17 protein-coding genes and 1 riboswitch are annotated in these 17952 nt (G+C 64.6%); of the genes, 5 read left to right on the forward strand and 12 right to left on the reverse strand.

Annotation, left to right across the window (positions count from 1 at the left end; all coding sequences use genetic code 11):
* Positions 1-7 precede the first annotated feature (7 nt).
* Positions 8-1465: an amidase gene (locus KF719_RS14485; RefSeq protein ID WP_293509473.1), complete on the reverse strand. Its 1458-nt coding sequence runs from the start codon at positions 1463-1465 to the stop codon at positions 8-10.
* A 197-nt stretch (positions 1466-1662) separates the two neighbouring features.
* Between KF719_RS14485 and KF719_RS14490 the strand changes: the two genes are divergently transcribed.
* Together KF719_RS14490 and KF719_RS14495 are read left to right on the forward strand one after the other, a co-directional pair.
* Entirely contained in the window at positions 1663-3303 is a 1641-nt protein-coding gene (locus KF719_RS14490; RefSeq protein WP_293509474.1) for a 3-(methylthio)propionyl-CoA ligase, read from the forward strand.
* A 62-nt stretch (positions 3304-3365) separates the two neighbouring features.
* Entirely contained in the window at positions 3366-4112 is a 747-nt protein-coding gene (locus KF719_RS14495; protein WP_293509475.1) for a DUF1499 domain-containing protein, read from the forward strand.
* On the opposite strand, the gene KF719_RS14500 is transcribed toward KF719_RS14495, so the two are convergent.
* The 4 genes from KF719_RS14500 to KF719_RS14515 form a co-directional block, all read right to left on the reverse strand.
* Positions 4109-5014: an MBL fold metallo-hydrolase gene (locus tag KF719_RS14500; protein WP_293509476.1), complete on the reverse strand. Its 906-nt coding sequence runs from the start codon at positions 5012-5014 to the stop codon at positions 4109-4111. The genes KF719_RS14495 and KF719_RS14500 overlap by 4 nt on opposite strands.
* Before the next feature lie 94 nt (positions 5015-5108).
* A complete protein-coding gene (locus KF719_RS14505) occupies positions 5109-5627 on the reverse strand; it encodes a MarR family transcriptional regulator (RefSeq protein ID WP_293509478.1) in 519 nt (172 codons plus the stop codon).
* A gap of 138 nt (positions 5628-5765) precedes the next feature.
* Positions 5766-5987: a hypothetical protein gene (locus KF719_RS14510; protein ID WP_293509480.1), complete on the reverse strand. Its 222-nt coding sequence runs from the start codon at positions 5985-5987 to the stop codon at positions 5766-5768.
* A 211-nt stretch (positions 5988-6198) separates the two neighbouring features.
* Positions 6199-7749, reverse strand: a complete 1551-nt coding sequence (locus KF719_RS14515) for an acyl-CoA synthetase (protein ID WP_293509482.1) — start codon at positions 7747-7749, stop codon at positions 6199-6201.
* 248 nt (positions 7750-7997) lie between these two features.
* Between KF719_RS14515 and KF719_RS14520 the strand changes: the two genes are divergently transcribed.
* Together KF719_RS14520 and KF719_RS14525 are read left to right on the forward strand one after the other, a co-directional pair.
* Positions 7998-8150, forward strand: a complete 153-nt coding sequence (locus tag KF719_RS14520) for a DUF3309 family protein (RefSeq protein WP_293509484.1) — start codon at positions 7998-8000, stop codon at positions 8148-8150.
* A gap of 59 nt (positions 8151-8209) precedes the next feature.
* Positions 8210-8407, forward strand: a complete 198-nt coding sequence (locus KF719_RS14525) for a hypothetical protein (protein WP_293509486.1) — start codon at positions 8210-8212, stop codon at positions 8405-8407.
* A 52-nt stretch (positions 8408-8459) separates the two neighbouring features.
* Here KF719_RS14525 and KF719_RS14530 read toward each other — a convergent pair whose 3' ends face one another.
* The 5 genes from KF719_RS14530 to KF719_RS14550 form a co-directional block, all read right to left on the reverse strand.
* On the reverse strand, positions 8460-9695 hold the full coding sequence (locus KF719_RS14530) for an aspartate aminotransferase family protein (protein ID WP_293509488.1): 1236 nt from the start codon (positions 9693-9695) through the stop codon (positions 8460-8462).
* A 69-nt stretch (positions 9696-9764) separates the two neighbouring features.
* On the reverse strand, positions 9765-10292 hold the full coding sequence (locus KF719_RS14535; RefSeq protein ID WP_293509490.1) for a YcnI family protein: 528 nt from the start codon (positions 10290-10292) through the stop codon (positions 9765-9767).
* 10 nt (positions 10293-10302) lie between these two features.
* Positions 10303-12432 (reverse strand): TonB-dependent receptor, encoded by a 2130-nt coding sequence (locus tag KF719_RS14540; RefSeq protein ID WP_293509492.1) that lies wholly within the window; start codon positions 12430-12432, stop codon positions 10303-10305.
* A gap of 73 nt (positions 12433-12505) precedes the next feature.
* Entirely contained in the window at positions 12506-12940 is a 435-nt protein-coding gene (locus KF719_RS14545; RefSeq protein WP_293509494.1) for a hypothetical protein, read from the reverse strand.
* 36 nt (positions 12941-12976) lie between these two features.
* Positions 12977-13783: an enoyl-CoA hydratase-related protein gene (locus tag KF719_RS14550; protein ID WP_293509496.1), complete on the reverse strand. Its 807-nt coding sequence runs from the start codon at positions 13781-13783 to the stop codon at positions 12977-12979.
* 107 nt (positions 13784-13890) lie between these two features.
* Here KF719_RS14550 and KF719_RS14555 point away from each other — a divergent pair, with 107 nt between their 5' ends.
* The gene (locus KF719_RS14555) at positions 13891-14739 is read left to right on the forward strand and encodes an enoyl-CoA hydratase (protein WP_293509498.1); all 849 of its coding nucleotides are present in this window, start codon (positions 13891-13893) and stop codon (positions 14737-14739) included.
* A gap of 68 nt (positions 14740-14807) precedes the next feature.
* Here the strand turns inward: KF719_RS14555 and KF719_RS14560 are convergent, their stop codons facing one another.
* Together KF719_RS14560 and KF719_RS14565 are read right to left on the reverse strand one after the other, a co-directional pair.
* Positions 14808-16799 carry a TonB-dependent receptor gene (locus KF719_RS14560; protein WP_293509500.1) on the reverse strand — a complete coding sequence of 664 codons (1992 nt, stop codon included), beginning with the start codon at positions 16797-16799 and terminating at the stop codon, positions 14808-14810.
* Between the two features lie 139 nt (positions 16800-16938).
* Positions 16939-17180, reverse strand: a riboswitch (cobalamin riboswitch).
* 45 nt (positions 17181-17225) lie between these two features.
* Complete coding sequence (locus KF719_RS14565) at positions 17226-17861, reverse strand: glutathione S-transferase (RefSeq protein ID WP_293509502.1); 636 nt, start codon at positions 17859-17861, stop codon at positions 17226-17228.
* Between the last annotated feature and the right edge of the window lie 91 nt (positions 17862-17952).

Consider the following 17952-nt stretch of genomic DNA (forward strand, 5'->3'; position numbering starts at 1 on the left):
TATTCCCTCACCACCCCTTCGGCGGCGTGAACCCGCCCAGGATCTCCTCGAACATCCCCGCCACCGCAATCGTCGTCTTGTCTTCGAGATGCGGGCCGATGATCTGGATGCCGACGGGTTTGCCGGCACTGGTCAGGCCGACCGGCGCGACGGAAGCCGGCAGGTAGGAGACAACGGCGGGGCCGGCCCAGATCAGCACATCCATGTAGGGCCGCATGACGCCGTTGACCTCGAGCTGGCGGCGGTGCCAGTTGGTGTCGTGATTATGCTCGAAGGCCGGCCGCATTATCACCGGCGCCAGCACCACGTCGTAGCTCTTGAAGAATTCGTGCCACTTCCAGCGGAACCGCGCCTGCGCTTCCTTCCAGATCGCGCGCTCGGTGATCGTCAGCGTGCCGCCGATCGCCTGCAGCACGCGATGGCTCTTGTCGTCCGGCGCGGCATTGGCGCGCGTCTCGCGCCATTGCGCCTGAACCTTTTCCGGCATGCCGGCGCCGACCTGCGAATGGAGAAGGATCAGATAGACCTCGGTGATCTCGGCCAGCGTGAAATCGGGCCGCGCCTGCCAGTCGACATTGGCGCCGGCGTTTTCAAGCGCCTTCGCGGCATTGGTCAAAAGCGCGGCGCTCTCCTTGTCGATGTCGCAAAACGCATCCTCGATCCAGACCGCGACGCGAAGCTCCTTCGGGCTCTTGGCCCGCGCGGGCGGCAGGTCGAGCTTCCAGGCGGCGGCATCGGCCCAATCGGGCCCGGCCGCGATGTCGAGCAGGGGCCCGAGGTCTTCGGCCGAGCGGGCAAGCGGGCCCGCGACCGACAGATCGCCTTCGGCGAGCGCGCCGGGCGGGCCCGGCAGATGGCCGCGCTTCGGCACGATGTCGAAGGTCGGCTTGTGGCCGAAGACGCCGCAGAGATGGGCTGGCGTGCGGATCGAGCCGCCGATGTCGGAGCCGAATTCGGCCGAGGTGAAACCGGCCGCCAGCGAAGCCGCCGAGCCGCCCGACGAACCGCCGGGGCCGCATTCGAGCGCGTAAGGATTGTTGGTGGTGCCGTAGATGTCGTTGTAGCTCTGCAGATCGCCCGACAGGAACGGCACGTTGGTCTTGCCGAAGACGATGGCGCCCGCACCTTGCAGCCGCGCAATGGCGGTGGCGCTGCGGGCCGGCACATTGTCCTTCCAGGCGGGGTTGCCGCCGGTCGAGACGAGGCCCTCGACCTCATAGGCGTCCTTGATGGTGAAGGGGAGGCCGTGCAGCGCGCCCTTGACCTCGCCGCGGGCCAGCGCCGCGTCGGCCGCAATCGCTGCCTTGCGCGCGCCGTCGAAGTCCCGCGCCACGACGGCATTGATCTTCGGGTCGTGCTTTTCGATCCGGGCGATGAAATGTTCGGTCAGCTCCGCCGAGCCGATCTCCCGGCGGCGGATCATGCGGCCAAGATCGCTCGCCGAGCGGAAATGAAGATCGGTCATCGGTAAAGCCCCCTGAAATCCTGTTGTTTTGTTGCCCCATTAGAACGGGCGGGGCGGCCCGAAAGCAAGGCAAACGCTGCGGCGGGCCGTTGTGAGGCGGGAGAAACGCCACTAGACTGCCCGCCAAACAGGCCCCGAACGGGGCCGATGTCGGGAAAGCCCGGCGAGGGTGCCAAACAGGATAGAGGGACGGATCCATGAAGGGATTGATGCAGGACTGGCCGCTGCGCGTGACGACGATCATCGATCACGCGGCGCGCTTTCACGGCGACCGCGAGATCGTGACGCGCTCGGTCGAGGGACCGATCACGCGCACCACCTATAAAGAGGTGCATCTGCGCGCCCGCAAGGTGGCGCAGGCGCTGACGAAGCTCGGCGTCAAGGAAGGCGACGTCGTCGCGACGATGGCCTGGAACACGGCCCGCCACCTCGAAGCCTGGTACGGCATCATGGGGATGGGCGCGGTCTGCCACACGCTCAATCCGCGCCTCTTCGCCGAACAGCTCGTCTACATCGTCAATCACGCGGAAGACAAGATCGTCTTCCTCGACCTGACCTTCGTGCCGATCCTGGAAGGCATTGCCGACCAGCTGCCGAAGGTGAAGGCCTATGTCATCATGACCGACAAGGCCCATATGCCGCAGACGAAGCTCAAGAACGCGCTCTGCTTCGAGGAAATCGTCGAGGCGGAAGACGGCAACTTCAAATGGGCCGAGGTTGACGAGAACGCCGCTTGCGGCCTTTGCTACACCTCCGGCACGACCGGCAACCCGAAGGGCGTGCTCTATTCGCACCGCTCCAACGTGCTGCATTCGATGGCCGCCAACATGGGCGACGCGCTCGGCATGAAATCGACCGACGCGATCCTGCCGGTGGTGCCGATGTTCCATGCCAACGCCTGGGGCATTGCCTTCGCCGCCCCCGCCGTCGGCGCCAAGATCGTGATGCCCGGCGCCAACATGGACGGCGCCAGCATCTATGAACTGCTCGACACCGAAAAGGTGAGCGTCACGGCCGCCGTGCCGACCGTCTGGCTGATGCTGCTGCAATATCTCGAAAAGAGCGGCGCGCAACTGCCGGCCTTGAACCGCGTCGTCATCGGCGGTTCGGCCGCGCCGCGCTCGATGATCGAGGTCTTCGAGAAGAATTACGACGTCAAGGTGTTCCACGCCTGGGGCATGACCGAAATGTCGCCGATGGGGACGCTGGGCGCCCTAAAGGCCGGCATGGAGGATCTGCCGCTCGAAAAGCAGATCGACGTCAAGGTCAAGCAGGGCCGCGCGATCTACACGGTCGAAATGAAAATCACCGACGATGACGGCAATGAGCTGCCGTCGGACGGCAAGGCCTTCGGCCATCTGATGGTGCGCGGACCGGCCATTTCCGGTTCCTACCTCAAAGGCGAGGGCGGCAACATTCTCGACAAGGACGGCTGGTTCGACACCGGCGACGTCGCCACCATCGATCCGGGCGGCTACATGCAGATCACCGACCGCGCCAAGGACGTCATCAAGTCGGGCGGCGAATGGATTTCCTCGATCGAGATCGAAAACCTCGCCGTCGGCCATCCGAAAGTCACCGAGGCCGCCGTCATCGGCATCGTTCATCCCAAATGGGACGAGCGGCCGCTGCTGATCGTCATTCCGAAGGAAGGCGAGAAGCCGACCAAGGAAGAAATCCTGCGCTACATGGACGGCAAGATCGCCAAATGGTGGATGCCGGACGATGTGGTGTTCGTGACGGAAATCCCGCACACAGCGACCGGCAAGATCCAGAAGCTGGCGCTGCGCGAACAGTTCAAGGACTACAAACTGCCGACGGCGACCGCCGCCGAGTAACAAGACAAAGACGGGCGGGTCCATGACGGGCCCGTCCGAACGGTACCTGGGGGGACGACATCATGGACCGGCAGCAATCGCGTCTGGCCAAATGGGGATTCTGGATCGCCGTTGCGGCGCTTGTGGTGCTGGCAGTTTGCGTGATCGGCAATCGCACCGAGCTGATCCATTTCGGCATCGCCGTGCGCGGCCTGGCGGTCGCGGCGCTGATCGGCCTTGTCGCCGTCATCGTCTCGGCGGCCGGCATCGTCCGCACGCTGGTCTCGAACCGCAGCGGCGCGCGCTTCGCGATCATGGGCCTCGTGCTCGGACTTGTGGTGGCCGCGCCGGTGGTGCAGGCGATCGTGGCGGGCGCGCAGGTGCCGGGCATTCACGACATCACGACCGACCTCGACAACCCGCCGCAATTCGACGCTGTCGTCGCGCTGCGCGGCGAAGGCACCAATCCGCTCGACCGCGCCGAGCCCGAAAACCTCGCCGAACTGCAGCGCCAGGCCTATCCCGACATCGCGACCATCGAAGTCGGCGCGCAGCCGGGCAAGGTCTTCGAGGCGGCGCTGGAAACCGCCCGCGCCGAGGGCTGGGACATCGTTGCATTCAACCCGGAAGCCGGTCTCATCGAAGCGACGGCAACGACGCGGGTGATGAATTTCAGGGACGATGTGGCGATCCGCGTTGTCGAACGCGAGGGCGGCGCGGCGGTCGACATCCGCTCGGTCTCGCGCGTCGGCATCAGCGATCTCGGCGCCAACGCCAACCGCATCCGCACCTTCCGCGACGCGCTGAAGAAAAATCTGGCGGCCGGCTAGACCAGCCGGTAGTTCGCGCCGAGCGACGGCTTGCCGTCGGCGGCAACGAGGCCGCGTTCGACAAGGTGTTCCATATGCGCGAACACCGAGCGCGCCGCCGCCGGATGAAGCCGCTTGTCGACGGCCGCATACATGACCGGCACCATGTCGGCGATGCGGGTTTTGCCGGAAGCGAGCTGCTTCATGATCTGCCGCTCGCGCTCCTCGCGATGGGCGATGAAGGCGCGCACGAAGGGCTTCGGGTCGCGGATCGCGGGCCCATGCGTCGGCCAGTAGATTTCGTCGTCGCGCTGAAGCAGCATTTCGAGCGAGGCCATGTATTTCTTCATGTTGCCGTCGGGCGGACTGACGATGCTGGTCGACCAGCCCATCACATGATCGCCGGTGAAGAGCGCCTTCTCCTCGCGCAGCGCAAAGCACATATGGTTCGAGGTGTGACCTGGCGTGTAGACGCATTCGACGCTCCAGCCCTCGCCTTCGAGGATGTCGCCGTGCCGGACCTCGACATCCGGCTTGAAATCCATGTCGCCGTCTTCCTCGACTTTCACATCGTCCGTGCCGTCCTGTCCGGCGCCATGCGGGCCGAAGGCATAGGTCGGTGCGCCGGTCAGCGCCTTCAGCGGTTTGGCGGCCGGCGAGTGGTCGGAATGGGTATGCGTGATCAGGATGTGGGAGACGGTTTCGCCCTCGAGCGCCGCCAGCAGCGCCTCGACATGCGGCATCAGCATCGGCCCCGGATCGACGACGGCGACCTCGCCATGCCCGATGATGTAGGTGCCGGTGCCTTTGAAGGTGAAGGCGGAGGGATTGTCGGCGACGACGCGGCGGATCAGCGGCGAGACCTCGTCGCAGGCGCCGTATTCGAACGTGATGTCGCGGACATAGGGAATTTCGACGGACATGGGGCAGCTCCCGGTTGCGGGCCGGAGAATGGACTGTCCGGCCGCGCGCTTCAACCCGCGCGCCTCAATCCGTCCCGTTGGCATTCATGCGCCGTCAGACGCCGTCGTCCTGCGCCAGGCGCGCCAGGTTGGCCCGCATGCGGATCATCATTTCGATGAAATCGTGGCGCTCCTGCTCGCTGAAGCCCGAATAGGCGGCGTCGAGAATTTCGTCGCCCGCGTCCCACATCTGGTCGAGCAGCGGCTGGGCCTTGTCGGTCAGGAAAAGCTGCTGGGCGCGCCGGTCCTTCGGGTCGGGACGGCGCTCGACAAGGCCGAGCGCGGCGAGCTTGTCGATCAGCCGGGCAACGGTGATTGGCTGCACTTCGAGGAGGTCCGCAAGGCCGACCTGGTTGAGCCCCTGATGGCGCGACAAACGCGCCAGCGCCCCCCATTGGGCCTGTGTGAGCCCGCTGACGCGCTCGGTGAAGGCAATGCGCATCAGCCGCGAATTGTCGCGCAGCAGGAAGCCGGTGGTACGTTCGGGGTTCTGTGCCGCACTCTCAGGCGGGACGGCGGGCCGGGCGGAACTCCGCGGTTCGGCCGTGTTGCGCTCGCTTCTCAGGGTCGGCATCGAAATACCATGCGCTGCTTGCTAAGGGTCTGGCTACTAATAAGCATTGCTTATCATATCGGCCTGACCTGACGCAGCGCAAGCGCCGGATTTTTGCTCCGGGCGCCGGCAAACAAACCAGGCGCCCGGAGGAAATTCTCAGTAGAGACCGGCGATATAGACGATCAGTCCGGCCGAATAGACCCAGAGCAGCGTGTAGCCCGCCGCGGCGAGAGCGTCGGAGACGTTGAACTCGGCGCGGGTGCGCGCGCCCTGGGCCTTGGCGGCCGTCCAGAAGCGGCTGATGCGGGCGGTGAAGCTGGCGCCCAAGGGTCGAGTCTCGGTGGCGAGAGGAGAGGCGGAGTGCTGGGCGGTCGTCATGGGGGCTTACCTCATACAAGGATGACACAAAGCCCGGCCCGGTCGTTTCCGTGGGGGAGGATGCCTGAAGCGGCATCCCTTGCTCTTGAATTCAAGATATGCTGCGTCGCACAAACTGACAAGATGTCAGCGATGAATATTTTGCGACGCAACATAGGTGTTGCTGCTGTGCAACGCGAGGTTTTGGCGAAATTCCGGGCTTTTGGTCCGTTCAGATTTGCCGCCCGGCCTTCTCCCAATAGGGCTCGCGCAGCTTGCGCTTGAAAATCTTGCCCGAATCCTCGCGCGGCAGGTCGTTCTTGAATTCGACCAGACGCGGCACCTTGTAGCCGGCGATGCGCTCGCGCAGGAAAGCCTTCACATCGGTATCCTTCAGCGCGGCGCCCGGCTGCTGCTGGACGACGGCACAGAGCGCCTCGCCGAACTCGTCGTCGGGAATGCCAAAGACCGCGCAGTCGCCGACGCCGGGCATCTTGTGAAGCTCGGCTTCGATTTCGGCCGGGTAGATGTTAACGCCGCCCGAGATAACCATGTCCTTGGCGCGGTCGCAGAGATAGAGGAAGCCGTCGGCGTCGAGATAGCCGACATCGCCGAGCGAGATGAGACCCGCTTTCTCGGCGCGGCGGCGCTTCTCGTCGTCGCCGTGATAGGTGAAGTCGGCGATCGACGGTACGCGGCAGACGATCTCGCCGGTTGCGCCTTTCGTCAGCTCCTCGCCGTTCTCGCCGAGCACGAGGATCTTCGCGCCCTCGACCGCCTTGCCGACGGTGCCCGGATGCGCGAGATATTCCTCCGAGTTGCAGAACACGACCGCCCCGGTTTCGGTGCCGCCGTAGTATTCGAAGATCACAGGCCCCCACCATTCGATCATCGCCTGCTTGATATGGACCGGGCAGGGCGCCGCGGCGTGGACCACAAAACGCAGCGACGAGAGATCGTATTTCTTTTTCACATCGTCCGGCAGCTTCAGCAGGCGAACGAACATCGTCGGCACCATGTGAAGATGCGTGACCTTGTGCTTCTCGATCATTCCGAGCAGCTCTTCCGGATCGAAGCGCGGCTGGAGAATGATGTTGGCGCCGACGCGGAAACCGAACAGCCCATAGGCATTGGGCGCCGAATGATACATCGGCCCGGTGACGACCGTGACCATGTCGCTCGGGTTGCCGTGTTCGGGCGTGAAGCCCATCACCTGGCTGATGATGCGCAGCGTGGCGGCCGCTTGGTCGGCGGTCGGTGTGGCGCGGCGTACGCCTTTGGGGTGGCCGGTGGTGCCCGATGTGTAGATCATCGTGCCGGGCGGTTCGGCGGGCCCGGCTTCGATGGGTTCGAATTTTTCGAGCCAGCGGCTCCAGTCCTCGACGCCCTGTGGCAACGCGGCCGCCTCCGCCGGTATGCCGTAGGCGGACATGATTTCGGGCGGCGTCTCGACGGCGAAGACCGGAACGCCCTTTGGAATGGCTTTCTCGATGCCGCGCCAGAGATCGGCATGGATCACGATGGCCTTGGCGCCCGAATTCTCGAAGATGTAGCGCGCCTCGTCGGGCGAGTTGTGCCAGTTGACCGGCGTCGAATAGGCGCCGACGAGACCCGCCGCGACGGAGGCTTCGAAAAACGGAAAGTCGTTCCTGAGATAGACGGCGACGACATCGCCCGCCCCGATCCCGAGGCTTCTGAAGCCGCTCGCCGCGCGCGCCGCGCGCAAGGCAAGCGCTGCATTTTCAGCCACGCGGCCGCCCGACCGCACCGTTGCTCCGCCCATCGTTTCCTCCCCGGATGACATTTTCTTTGGCCGGAGTGTAGCAGGGCGCGGACCGGCGAAAAGCGGAAAGGCGGAGCGCGGGCATAGCCTGTTTGCGACACGATTGTCGTCTTATCGCCCCATCATTGCCGAACTATGGACACAACCCGCCCTCAGCCTCCCACAACTTGTTCGGGCCGGAGCGACGCTACGTCAACGCGGTTCGATCGCGCCGGAGACGGCCAACGACAGAGGAAAGGAAGACGGATATGAACCTTCTCATTCTGATCCTTCTGATCATTCTGATTGTCGGTGCATTGCCGACATGGCCTTACAGCGCACGTTGGGGCTACGGCCCGAGCGGCGGCCTCGGCACGGTGTTGATCGTGCTGCTGGTGCTTGTGCTGGCAGGCGTCATCTAGCCTGCATCCATCCGTTCGACAGAATTCGAGTTTGTCCCCCTGAAAGCATGGAGGTTTTTATGCTGCGCAAATCGATGATCGGAATTGCTCTCGTTCTTCCCCTGATGGGCGGCCTCGCGGCCTGCGACGATCCGGGGCCCGCCGAACAGGCCGGCGAGGCGCTCGACGACGCGGCCGAGTCCGTCAAGGATGCGTTCGAAGAGGACGGTCCCGCCGAAGAGGCGGGCGAAGACATCGACGACGCCTTCGGCCGCTAAGAGCCGTCAACGGCAAACGGAGAGCCCGCCCGCGCGGCGGGCTCTTTTTTGTTCAGCTATACCGCGCTTCGCGCTTCTTGCCGGCATTCCCGGCCTTCACCTCGCCAAGCGCCCATTCGAGATCGGCGAGGTAGGTGTCCGTCACCTGCGCATGGAAGGGCGAGAGCATCAGGTGCAGGCCCTTGGGCTCGGTGGTGAGGCTCGTAAACCAGCCGCGCTCGAAAAGTTTCCCCCAGACGGCAAAGGGATCGACTTCATCGTGGGTGAAGGCAATGAGACCGAGTTGCGGGCGCCCGAGAATGCGGAAGCCGAGCCTCGTCACGCCCGCCTCAATGGCCTCGCGCGCATCGGTGACGAGCTTGTGCTTGGCGCGGTAGCCCTCGACACCGAGAAAATTCATCACCGCCCAGGCGGCGGCAATCGCGCCGCCCGGTCGCGTGCCGGCCAGCGTCGGCGTCACCATGCGTCCGCCCGGCCAGTCGGCGCAGTCGAAGATCATGTGCGCCCGCAAATCTTCCGACCGGTAGAGGACGGTCGATGCGCCCTTGGCGCAATAGCCGTATTTGTGCAGGTCGGCCGACATCGAATGAACCGCCGGCACCGCGAAATCGAAGGGCGGAATGTCGCCGCCGTTCATGCGCACGAAAGGCGCGATATAGCCGCCGACACAGGCATCGACATGCAGCCACAGACCCTTGCGTTCGGCCATCTCGCCCAGCGCCGCGATGGGATCGATCAAACCGTAGGGAAAGCAGGGCGCCGAGCCGACCAGCATGATGGTGTTGCCGTCGACGGCCTTTTCCATCGCCGCGACATCGGCCACGAGATCGGCGCAAGGCACGCGCCGGATCTCGATTTCCATCATCTTCGCCGCCTTGTCGAATGCCGGATGCGCCGAGAAGGGCGCGACGATGTTGCAACGCCCGGTGACGCCCTTTTCCTTGCGCGCATAGTCGCGCGCGGTCTTGACCGCCATCGTGATCGAATCCGTGCCGCCCGACGTGATGTTGCCGGCGCCGCCTTCGGGCGCATGGAGAAGCGAGAGGCCCATGCCCACGACCTCGTCCTCCATCTGCTTCAGGCTCGGAAAGGCCAAGGGTCCGAGGCCGTTCTCGGACATGAACATCGTGTAGGCTTCTTTCTGCACCTCGGCGACGTCAGGCCCGGCATTGAAGACATAGACGGCGGTCTTGCCGTCGCGCCATTTGACGTCGCCCTGTGTGCGCTCCGTCATCTCGGCTTTCAGCGCCGCCCAGTTCGTGCCTTTTTCCGGCATCGTCGTGCCCATGCGTCTTCTCCCCTCGGTTGAGGGGAGAAGACTAGCAGATCGGCCGCCCGCCGCACCAACGCAGAGGCATCAATGATGATGCGCGTGGCCGCCTTCGCCATGAATGAGCATCAATCCGGGCGCGGGCCGGGGCAGGTTGCCGGCGCCGGGCACCGGAAGCTGGTCCCAGGAAATTTCTCCCTCGGTACAGCTCTGCGCCACCGGAAAGAACAACATCATGATTTCCGGGTCGTCGGGCAGCTTCGCCTGGAAGGCGAACTCGTCGAAGCGGTCGTCGGCGAGCGGCCCGCCCTCCCATGTCACCTCGACGACGCCTTCCGTCACGGTCTTGCCGTGGTTTTCATAGACACCCGCATATTTCGCGATGCGCGTCGTCTCGACCCAGCCCGGCTTCGGCTGCGGCTTGACGGCGATGACGCCTTCGGGAATGCGGATCGAGATGCGCGTCGTCGCCGCGCCGTCGCAACCATGCGGCACGCGGAACTCCGCCTTGTAGTAACCGCCAGCCGCCGCCTCACCCTTGTCGAGCGTCACATGCGCGGCGGCGGGAGCGGCGAACGCGACGGCGAGCGCGGCGGCCAGAATGCTTTTCTTCATGTTCATCTCCCTAGAAGGCGACCTTCACACCGGCGAAGAAGCTGCGTCCCTCGCCCGGATAGAAGACATTGGTGGGCACCAGCGCCGCATCGGTGATGGTGTTGTAGGTCGAAACGTAGCGTTTGCCGGTGAGGTTGCGCGCATCGAAGAAGATGCGCACGCCGTCCGCGACATCGACGCCGCCATCCATGCCGACCGTCGCATAGCCCGGCGCCTTCAGCCGGTTGGCATAGTCGACATAGCCGCCATCCGGCACCCATTCGAGCTTCGGCGCGACATCCCATCCGCTGCCCGAGCGATAGCGCAGCGCCGCCGCGTAAACATGGGGCGGCATGCCGGCAAGTTTGTTGGAACCGTAGACGGGGTCGCCGTCGAAGAAGAAATCGCTCCAGGTATAGGCTTGTTCGAGCAACAACCGGGCTCCCTCCGGCAGGGCGAGGCCGGTGACGGCGGCAACGTCGAAAGTCAGCGACGCTTCGACGCCCTGATGGACGGTGTCGCCGGCGTTGAAGGTCGCGGCCGGAATGCCGCCGCCCGGCGTGTAGCCGATCAGCTCGTTTTCCACCCAGGCGCGATAAAGCGTCAGATCCCAGGCAACGGTCTTTGTCGCGCCGCGCGTGCCGATTTCCACGGTCACACCGCGCTGCGGGTCGAGCGGCACGAACTGGAAGACGCCGCCCTGCACCAGTTCCGAAAAGGTCGGCGGTTCGTAGCTGCGCGACACATTGGCGAAGGCCTGCGCGTTCTCGGCGAAGTCCCACAACACGCCGGCCTTCGGGCTGACCGAGCTGAATGTCGTTTCGTCGCTCTGCACCGGCACCAGATGATTGGTGAACTTGCGCGTCGAATGCAGCCCCTGCGCGCCGCCGATCAGCGCTACCGTTTGCGTCACGTAGAACTGATTTTCGACATAGACGCGCAGATTGGTCGCTTCCTGCGTGCCGCTGGCCAGCAGCGGCCCGCGCGAACCGGCGACATTGGTGAACTGCTTGGCGTCGACCTCGCCCCATGAGCCGTCGCCGCCGACCGTCACGATGTTGCGATGCCCGGCAAGCGTGCCCTCGTCGCGATAGCGCGCGAAAAGGCCCGCAACCGGCCCGCGATGGTCGAGCACCCGGAAGATCGGGTGATAGAGGCGCTTGTAGCCGCCATAGCCGCCGAACTCCAGCACCGCGCCATCGCCGAGATCGAGCGCGGTCTTGTTGGCGACGCGGATCGATCGGACATTGCGCTGCTGATTGCCGGCGACGTTGGCCGGATTTGCCAATTCGGGCGTTTGGCGCGCCTGCTGCAGGGTCAGCGTGCCCGGCAATTCCTGATCGACCGTGTTGGAGATCACATAAAAGCGGGTCTCGGCGCGGTCGTTGAAGCGGTGGCCGAGATTGGCCGAGAAGCGGATGCTCTCTTCTTTCTCTTGCGCGCGGAAACCATCGACATGATTGCCGGTCATCGCGGCGTAAATGTCGGTCGGCCCGTAGACGCGCGCCGCCTGTGCGTGGATGCGTGCTGTGCCGTAGGAGCCGCCCTCGGCGCGGACGAGATTGGCGGCGGGCGCCGTCCATGCCGTCGGCGTCACGAAGTTGATGGCGCCGCCCAGCGTCGACGAACCGAAACGCAAGCCGTTGCCGCCTTTGTAGACTTCGATGTGCTGCGCGATCAGCGGATCGATTTCCTGAAAGTCGCCCGAGCCGTCGGCAAGGTTGAACGGCACGCCGTCCTGCAGGATCTCAAGACCGCGCATATGGAAGTTGCGGCTGAGACCGGAGCCACGCACCGAAAGCCGCACCTCGGCGCCGAAACGCTTGCGCGCATAGACGCCCGGCGTGAAATCCATCACGTCTTCGAGATTGTGCGCGTAGGTGTCCTCATAACGCGCCGTCGGCACCACGGCGACCGAACCCGGAATGCGCGACATTTCGCGCTGGGCTTCCGTGACGCCGGGGACGGTCAGTGTGCCCGGACGCTGCGGCGCGGCCGGAAGGCCCGAAAGCGGGCTGACATCGCCCTCGATGCCGCCTGGATGGACGGTGATGACCGGAACGCCGGTGACGGGATCGAAGCCATCGGCGAGCGAAGGCGAAACGGCAAAAAGAAAGGCGAGCGCCGCGGCGCCGCGCGAAAGCGGAGATATGTGGGACATGAAACCTGCCTGCATGGATGCGCCCTGCCATGCGGCGGGCGCTCAATCAAAACGGGTGAGGATCGTCGTGAGGTCAGGCGGCGGGCGGCGCGCGGGGCTGGACATTCGTCGCAACGACGCCGGCGAATATGCGCAGGACCGGTGCGGCGAGCGCCGGCAGCGACCAGCCGGGCGCGGCGAGCGCGACCGTGGAGGCGAGCACCGCGCCGCAATGATGGAGGCAGGAGTTGCAGTCATGCGATGTACCGGCAGGCGCCGGCTCGACTGGATTGCCCTCGGCATCCATATAGACGGTCTTGTTTTCGCCGCCGGCGCAGATGACCGTCTCGAACAGGCCCTGCGTCGCTGGGCCCGCGATCTGCAGCGCCGTCGGCAGGGCGATATGGGCGATGAGCGCGAGGAACGCAACGAGATGCGCCGGCCCGAACCGGACCCTGCCTCGTGCAATATTATATGTGCCCGCTAACCCCATGCGGCGCAGTCTAGCGCCGCGGCCATCGCCGCGCAAAGGCCGGTTTTCGACCATCTTGTCGCAGGATTGGTCCTACTTGCCCTTGAACTTGGGCATCCGCTTGTCGAAGAAGGCCTTGACCCCCTCGCGCACGTCGGCGCTCGGATTGGCGATCATCACCGACAAGGCCGCGTCGCCCAGCGACTGTTCCAGCGTCAGGCCCTGGCCGCGCATCATCATCGATTTGGCAAGCCGCACCGCGAGCGGCGCCCGGAGCGCGAATTCGCGGGCAAGCGCCATCGTGCGGGCTTCGAGGTCGGCGGCGGGCACGACTTCGGTGACGAGACCGAGATCTTCCGCTTCCTCGGCGCCATAGACCTCCGCCAGCATCGTCATCTTGAGGGCGAGATCGAGCCCCATGAAACGCGGGAAGAGCCAGGCCCCGCCTTCGTCGGGCAACAACCCGAAACGGCCCGACGTGTCGCCGAGTTTCGCGGTGTCGGCGGCAATGCGGATGTCACAGGAAAGCGCCAGCGTCAGCCCGCCCGCGACGGCCGGTCCGTTGATCATTGCGATGGTCGGTTTGTCGAGGCGCGAAAGCGCCTGGATCACGCGGTGCATGCCGTCGCGCATCTCGCGGCCATGCGACAATTGCGAGGCCATCAGTTCCGCGTGATGCTCGTCGGCGCCGCTGATGTCGCCGCCCGAGCAGAAGCCGCGTCCGGCACCCGTCAGGATCAGGCAGCGCAATTCGTCGTCGCGGAGATAGGTTTCGATCGCCTCGACAAGCTCCTCGCAGAGCCGCGTCGTGTAGGCGTTCATCTGGGCGGGGCGGTTGAGCGTCACCCGCGCGATATGCGGCTCGGGCGTCTCGAACAGAATTTCGCTGAATTCGGCCATCCTCTTGTCCTCCCGCTGCGCGTCTCGAAAACCCGGCGCGCTTCGGCCTATACTGACCCAAACGGCATCGCCATGAAAGCCAAACGCCGGAACCGAGGGAGGAAAGAATGAGTGGCTACGAAGACCTGACATATGAGGTGAAGGATCGCGTCGCGCTGGTGACGCTGAACCGTCCGGACAAGCTCAATGCCTGGACGGCGGCGATGGAAAAAAGTCTGAAGCGCGCCATGGCCGAAGCCGTTGCGGACGACGAAGTGCGCGTCATTGTGATCACAGGCGCGGGCCGCGGCTTCTGCGCCGGCGCCGACATGAACCTGCTGCAGTCGATCAAGCCCGGCAAATGGGAAGACCGCGAACTGGCAAGCGCCGCACGCGAGGAGACGTTCGATTTCGCAAGCGGTCTCGGGCCCGATGTCAGCCCGCATTACGGCGGCCGCTTCGGCTATCTGATGCAGGTGAAGAAGCCGATCATTGCCGCGATCAACGGGCCCGCCGCCGGCCTCGGCCTCGTCGTCGCGCTTTATGCCGACATGCGCTTTGCAGGCTCCGAAGCAAAATTCACCACCTCCTTCGCCAGCCGCGGGTTGATCGCCGAGCATGGCGTCTCGTGGCTCTTGCCGCATCTGGTCGGCCCGGCCCATGCGCTCGACCTGTTGATGTCGGCGCGCAAGGTGTCGGCCGCCGAGGCCGCCGAAATGGGCCTCGTCAACAAGACCTTCCCGCAGGAAAACTTCATGGCCAACGTCATGGACTACGCGAAGATGCTGGCGGCGACCGTTTCGCCGCGTTCGATGGCGGTAATGAAGGCGCAAATCTGGAAGGCGTTGTTCCAGAACTTCAACGACGCGCTCGAAGTCGGCGACAGCGAAATGCAGAAGAGCTTTTCGAGCGCCGATTTCAAGGAGGGCGTCGCGCATTTCGTCGAGAAGCGCACCGCGAATTTCACCGGGCGCTGATCGCGGGCAGCACGGAAAAGAAAATGGCGCGGGGAGCGATCCCCGCGCCTTTCGTGTTTATACGCCATTCAGAACGTCAAAGTCACGCCCGCCAGCGCCTCGATGCCCGGCGCCTCAAGGCCATGCGCCGGTTCGTAGGTCTTGTCGAACAGGTTGTTGATCCGGGCGGTCAATTGCACGCTCTCCGTCAGCCGATGCGAAGCCGCGACATTCACGACGGTGTAGGGCGACGGATAGACATAGAAGCCGAAGCCGTCGCGCGGAATGTCGCGGTCCGGATCGACCCATTGGACATTGGCCGAAAAGACCGTTCCGTCCCACGGCCGCCAGCTTGTCGTGAGGCCGATTTCGTGGCGCGGCCGGCGCGTCAGGGCGCCGACGACGGCGGGCGTGTTAGTGTCGAGCGACATCCATGTGTAGTCGATGCGCGCCGTCAGTTGTGCCGTCGGATTGATTTCGACGAAGCTTTCAAGGCCCTTGACGTCGAAACGCTGGAGATTGGCGGCGGTGGAATCGCCGGTGATCGGATCGAAGATGATCTCGATGGCGTCCTTGACGCGGTTTTCAAACCAGGTCGCGCCGACGCGCGCTTTTCCAACGGCAAATCCCTGCTCGATGCCGACTTCCCAGCCGCGGCTCTTCTCCGGCTTGAGGTTGGGGTTGCCGGTATATTGCCCGGCGGGGAAGCCGAGAAAGGCGCTGAACTCGCTGCCGAAGCGTTGATAGAGCGACGGCGTCTTGAAGCCGGTGCCGTAGCTCGCGGTCAGGCGCGTATCCGTCTCCGGATGGTAGTAGCCCGGCGCGATTGTGTACGAGGTATGGTTCTTCATGTCGTCCGGCATGTCGTGATGCAGGCTGACCGTGGCGAAGAAGCGCTCGCCGAAATTCATGTGATCGGCTGCATAGACCGCAAAGGCGTCGGTGTCGGCATCCGAAGTCGATGTGACGACAAAGCCGCCGAAGTCGCGCAGTCCGTTCGACGAGTACTCATCCCGCGTATAGCTGCCACCGAAAGTCAGAAGGTGCTGCGGATGGATGTCGAGCGCATTCTCGAAACGCGCGACGACCGTCTTCCCCTTGTATTCGACATCGGCGAGATAGATCGAACCGCCGGGATCCGGGTTGTCGGCGAGATCGGACTTGTATTGTGTGACACCGACCGAGAATCGCGGGCGCCATTGGCCGTCGAGAAACCGCCCGGAAATCTCGCCCGAGGTCAGCAGCCGCTTCGATTTGTAGGTGCTGTCGAAGTTCTGGAACACCGGCACGAAGCCCGCCGTCGCGCCGTCATCGTCGATATCGGTGTCGGATGCGGTGTATTGGATAAAGGCGGAGGCGCTGAGATGTTCGTTGAGCCGCGCGCCGATGCGGCCGGAGGCGGAAACGACCGCGTTGCCGTCCTTTTCCTCGCCGCGCGCGTCGCGAAGGCGGGCCGGCGTGACATCCGAGCCGTTGGTCGTTTCGCGCGAAAGCGAGAGGAAGTAGTCGACATCGCCGGCAGCGCCGCCGGTGTTCGCATATGTGTTGAGCGTCCCGAGCGTTCCGCCTTCGACGCGCAGCGTCGAGCGCGGCTCGGCGCCGCCGCTCCTGGTGATGATGTTGACGACGCCGCCCATCGCCTGGCTGCCGTAAAGCGCCGATTGCGGCCCGCGCACCACTTCGATGCGGTCGACATTGTCGAGCGGGATATTGGCGAGATTGGCCGCCCCGCCGGGCGAGGCCGGATCGTTGACCGGCAACCCGTTGACCATCACCAGCGTCTGGTTGGAACTGGCGCCGCGCGTGAAGATCGACGTCTGCGATCCCCGCGCGCCCGATTGCACCACATGCAGACCGGGAACGGATTTCAGCGCATCGACGACGTCGCGATACTGAAAGGTCTCGATGTCCTTGGCCGTGACGATGGTGAAGGAACTGGCGACCTGTTTGGTCGGCAGCGGTTCGATGCCCGATGTCACCAGCACTTCGGGTGCCACAGGTGTGTCGTCCGCCTGCGCGGCACCGGCCGCGATAACGGGTAGGAGGAGAGCGGCTATCGCCGCCCGGTTTGTGCGTTTCATTGGATAAATGCCCTGTCTCTGGCGCGGCCAACCCCGGCCGCATGGCGCCGGGAGAAGGGGCAAGACAGGAAACGGCAATGCCGGGACGCGACTAGACGCGGCGGGGCGCAACCGTCCCGCTGGCGCACCCCGGCCCTCGGCAGATGACGAACCCGGTGGCAGGTCTCCTGGCTCGCGGGTCGTCGGCCTCGTTCCGTCTTCCCGACCGCCACTCCCGAAAGAGCGCTGCGCCAGTGACATAGGTGGAACGCGGCCTCGCCGCTTACAGTTGCGGGGGCAGCCAGGGCATCGGCTTCACGCGAAACCTCACCCTGTTCCCTCTTGCCTCCTTGCGCCCGCCACAAAGGACGAGTGCTTGGAACCATCGAGCGCGCGCATCATAGGGTGCGGGGCACTCGTGTCAAACTGGCCGTTTTTGTGTGGCTGTCACGCCTTGGCGCTCGGCCGCGCCGACGCTGCGGCATGCCAGCGCAGAAGATCGGCATGTTCCGGCTTTGGTTCATGCTTCACCCATTTGGCGAAATCGACGCATACCAGCGCCGTGATGTCGGCGAAGGAATAGCGATCGATGGCGACGAAGTCGCGGCCCTTCAGGCGTTCGTTCAGCATGTCGAAAAAGCGCGTCAGGCGCTGCGCGCCGCGCGCCGCAAGCTCGGGAATCTGCGGCAGGTCGAGCGGGCCCGGCAGCGCGCGACCGACCATGCCCTTCGATGTGTTGCGCAGCACTTCGGCGATCGGCATGAAGCCTTCGAACTCGATGCGCGCGTTCCACGAAAGCACCAGCCCTTTTTCCTCCGGCGTCGAACCGAGCAGCGCCGGTTCGGGCTTTATGGCGTCGGCCCAGGCGGCGATGCCGATATTCTCGGTCAGCACCGTGCCGCTATCGAGCTTCAGCGCCGGCACCGTGCAGGACGGATTGATCGCCTTGTAGGCGTCGCCCAGTTGTTCGGCCTTCGTCAGGTCCACCTGCACCGTCTCATGTGCGATGCCTTTTTCGGCCAGCAGGATGCGCGCGCGGCGCGGGCTCGGGGCGAGGGTGAAATCGTAAAGCGTCGTCGCCATGGCGTTTCCCTGTTCTGTTTTGCGGCAAGCGGTCTGTGTCTTGCTCTGAAATTTGTTATCGCATGTGCGGCCTCCGCACACGAAGGCCGTT

The organism is Parvibaculum sp. (assembly GCF_019635935.1).
Taxonomy (GTDB): domain Bacteria; phylum Pseudomonadota; class Alphaproteobacteria; order Parvibaculales; family Parvibaculaceae; genus Parvibaculum.

Excerpts from the sequence above, each read along its gene's own strand:
- KF719_RS14530 (WP_293509488.1), bottom strand. The coding sequence starts at position 9,695 with ATGGGCACGACGATGCCGGAAAAAGGCACGAACTGGGCGGCGCTGAAA.
- KF719_RS14550 (WP_293509496.1), bottom strand. The coding sequence starts at position 13,783 with ATGGCCGAATTCAGCGAAATTCTGTTCGAGACGCCCGAGCCGCATATC.
- KF719_RS14565 (WP_293509502.1), bottom strand. The coding sequence starts at position 17,861 with ATGGCGACGACGCTTTACGATTTCACCCTCGCCCCGAGCCCGCGCCGC.
- KF719_RS14500 (WP_293509476.1), bottom strand. The coding sequence starts at position 5,014 with ATGTCCGTCGAAATTCCCTATGTCCGCGACATCACGTTCGAATACGGC.
- KF719_RS14495 (WP_293509475.1), top strand. The coding sequence starts at position 3,366 with ATGGACCGGCAGCAATCGCGTCTGGCCAAATGGGGATTCTGGATCGCC.
- KF719_RS14520 (WP_293509484.1), top strand. The coding sequence starts at position 7,998 with ATGAACCTTCTCATTCTGATCCTTCTGATCATTCTGATTGTCGGTGCA.
- KF719_RS14525 (WP_293509486.1), top strand. The coding sequence starts at position 8,210 with ATGCTGCGCAAATCGATGATCGGAATTGCTCTCGTTCTTCCCCTGATG.
- KF719_RS14515 (WP_293509482.1), bottom strand. The coding sequence starts at position 7,749 with ATGGGCGGAGCAACGGTGCGGTCGGGCGGCCGCGTGGCTGAAAATGCA.
- KF719_RS14510 (WP_293509480.1), bottom strand. The coding sequence starts at position 5,987 with ATGACGACCGCCCAGCACTCCGCCTCTCCTCTCGCCACCGAGACTCGA.
- KF719_RS14505 (WP_293509478.1), bottom strand. The coding sequence starts at position 5,627 with ATGCCGACCCTGAGAAGCGAGCGCAACACGGCCGAACCGCGGAGTTCC.
- KF719_RS14560 (WP_293509500.1), bottom strand. The coding sequence starts at position 16,799 with ATGAAACGCACAAACCGGGCGGCGATAGCCGCTCTCCTCCTACCCGTT.
- KF719_RS14555 (WP_293509498.1), top strand. The coding sequence starts at position 13,891 with ATGAGTGGCTACGAAGACCTGACATATGAGGTGAAGGATCGCGTCGCG.
- KF719_RS14540 (WP_293509492.1), bottom strand. The coding sequence starts at position 12,432 with ATGTCCCACATATCTCCGCTTTCGCGCGGCGCCGCGGCGCTCGCCTTT.
- KF719_RS14535 (WP_293509490.1), bottom strand. The coding sequence starts at position 10,292 with ATGAAGAAAAGCATTCTGGCCGCCGCGCTCGCCGTCGCGTTCGCCGCT.
- KF719_RS14485 (WP_293509473.1), bottom strand. The coding sequence starts at position 1,465 with ATGACCGATCTTCATTTCCGCTCGGCGAGCGATCTTGGCCGCATGATC.
- KF719_RS14490 (WP_293509474.1), top strand. The coding sequence starts at position 1,663 with ATGAAGGGATTGATGCAGGACTGGCCGCTGCGCGTGACGACGATCATC.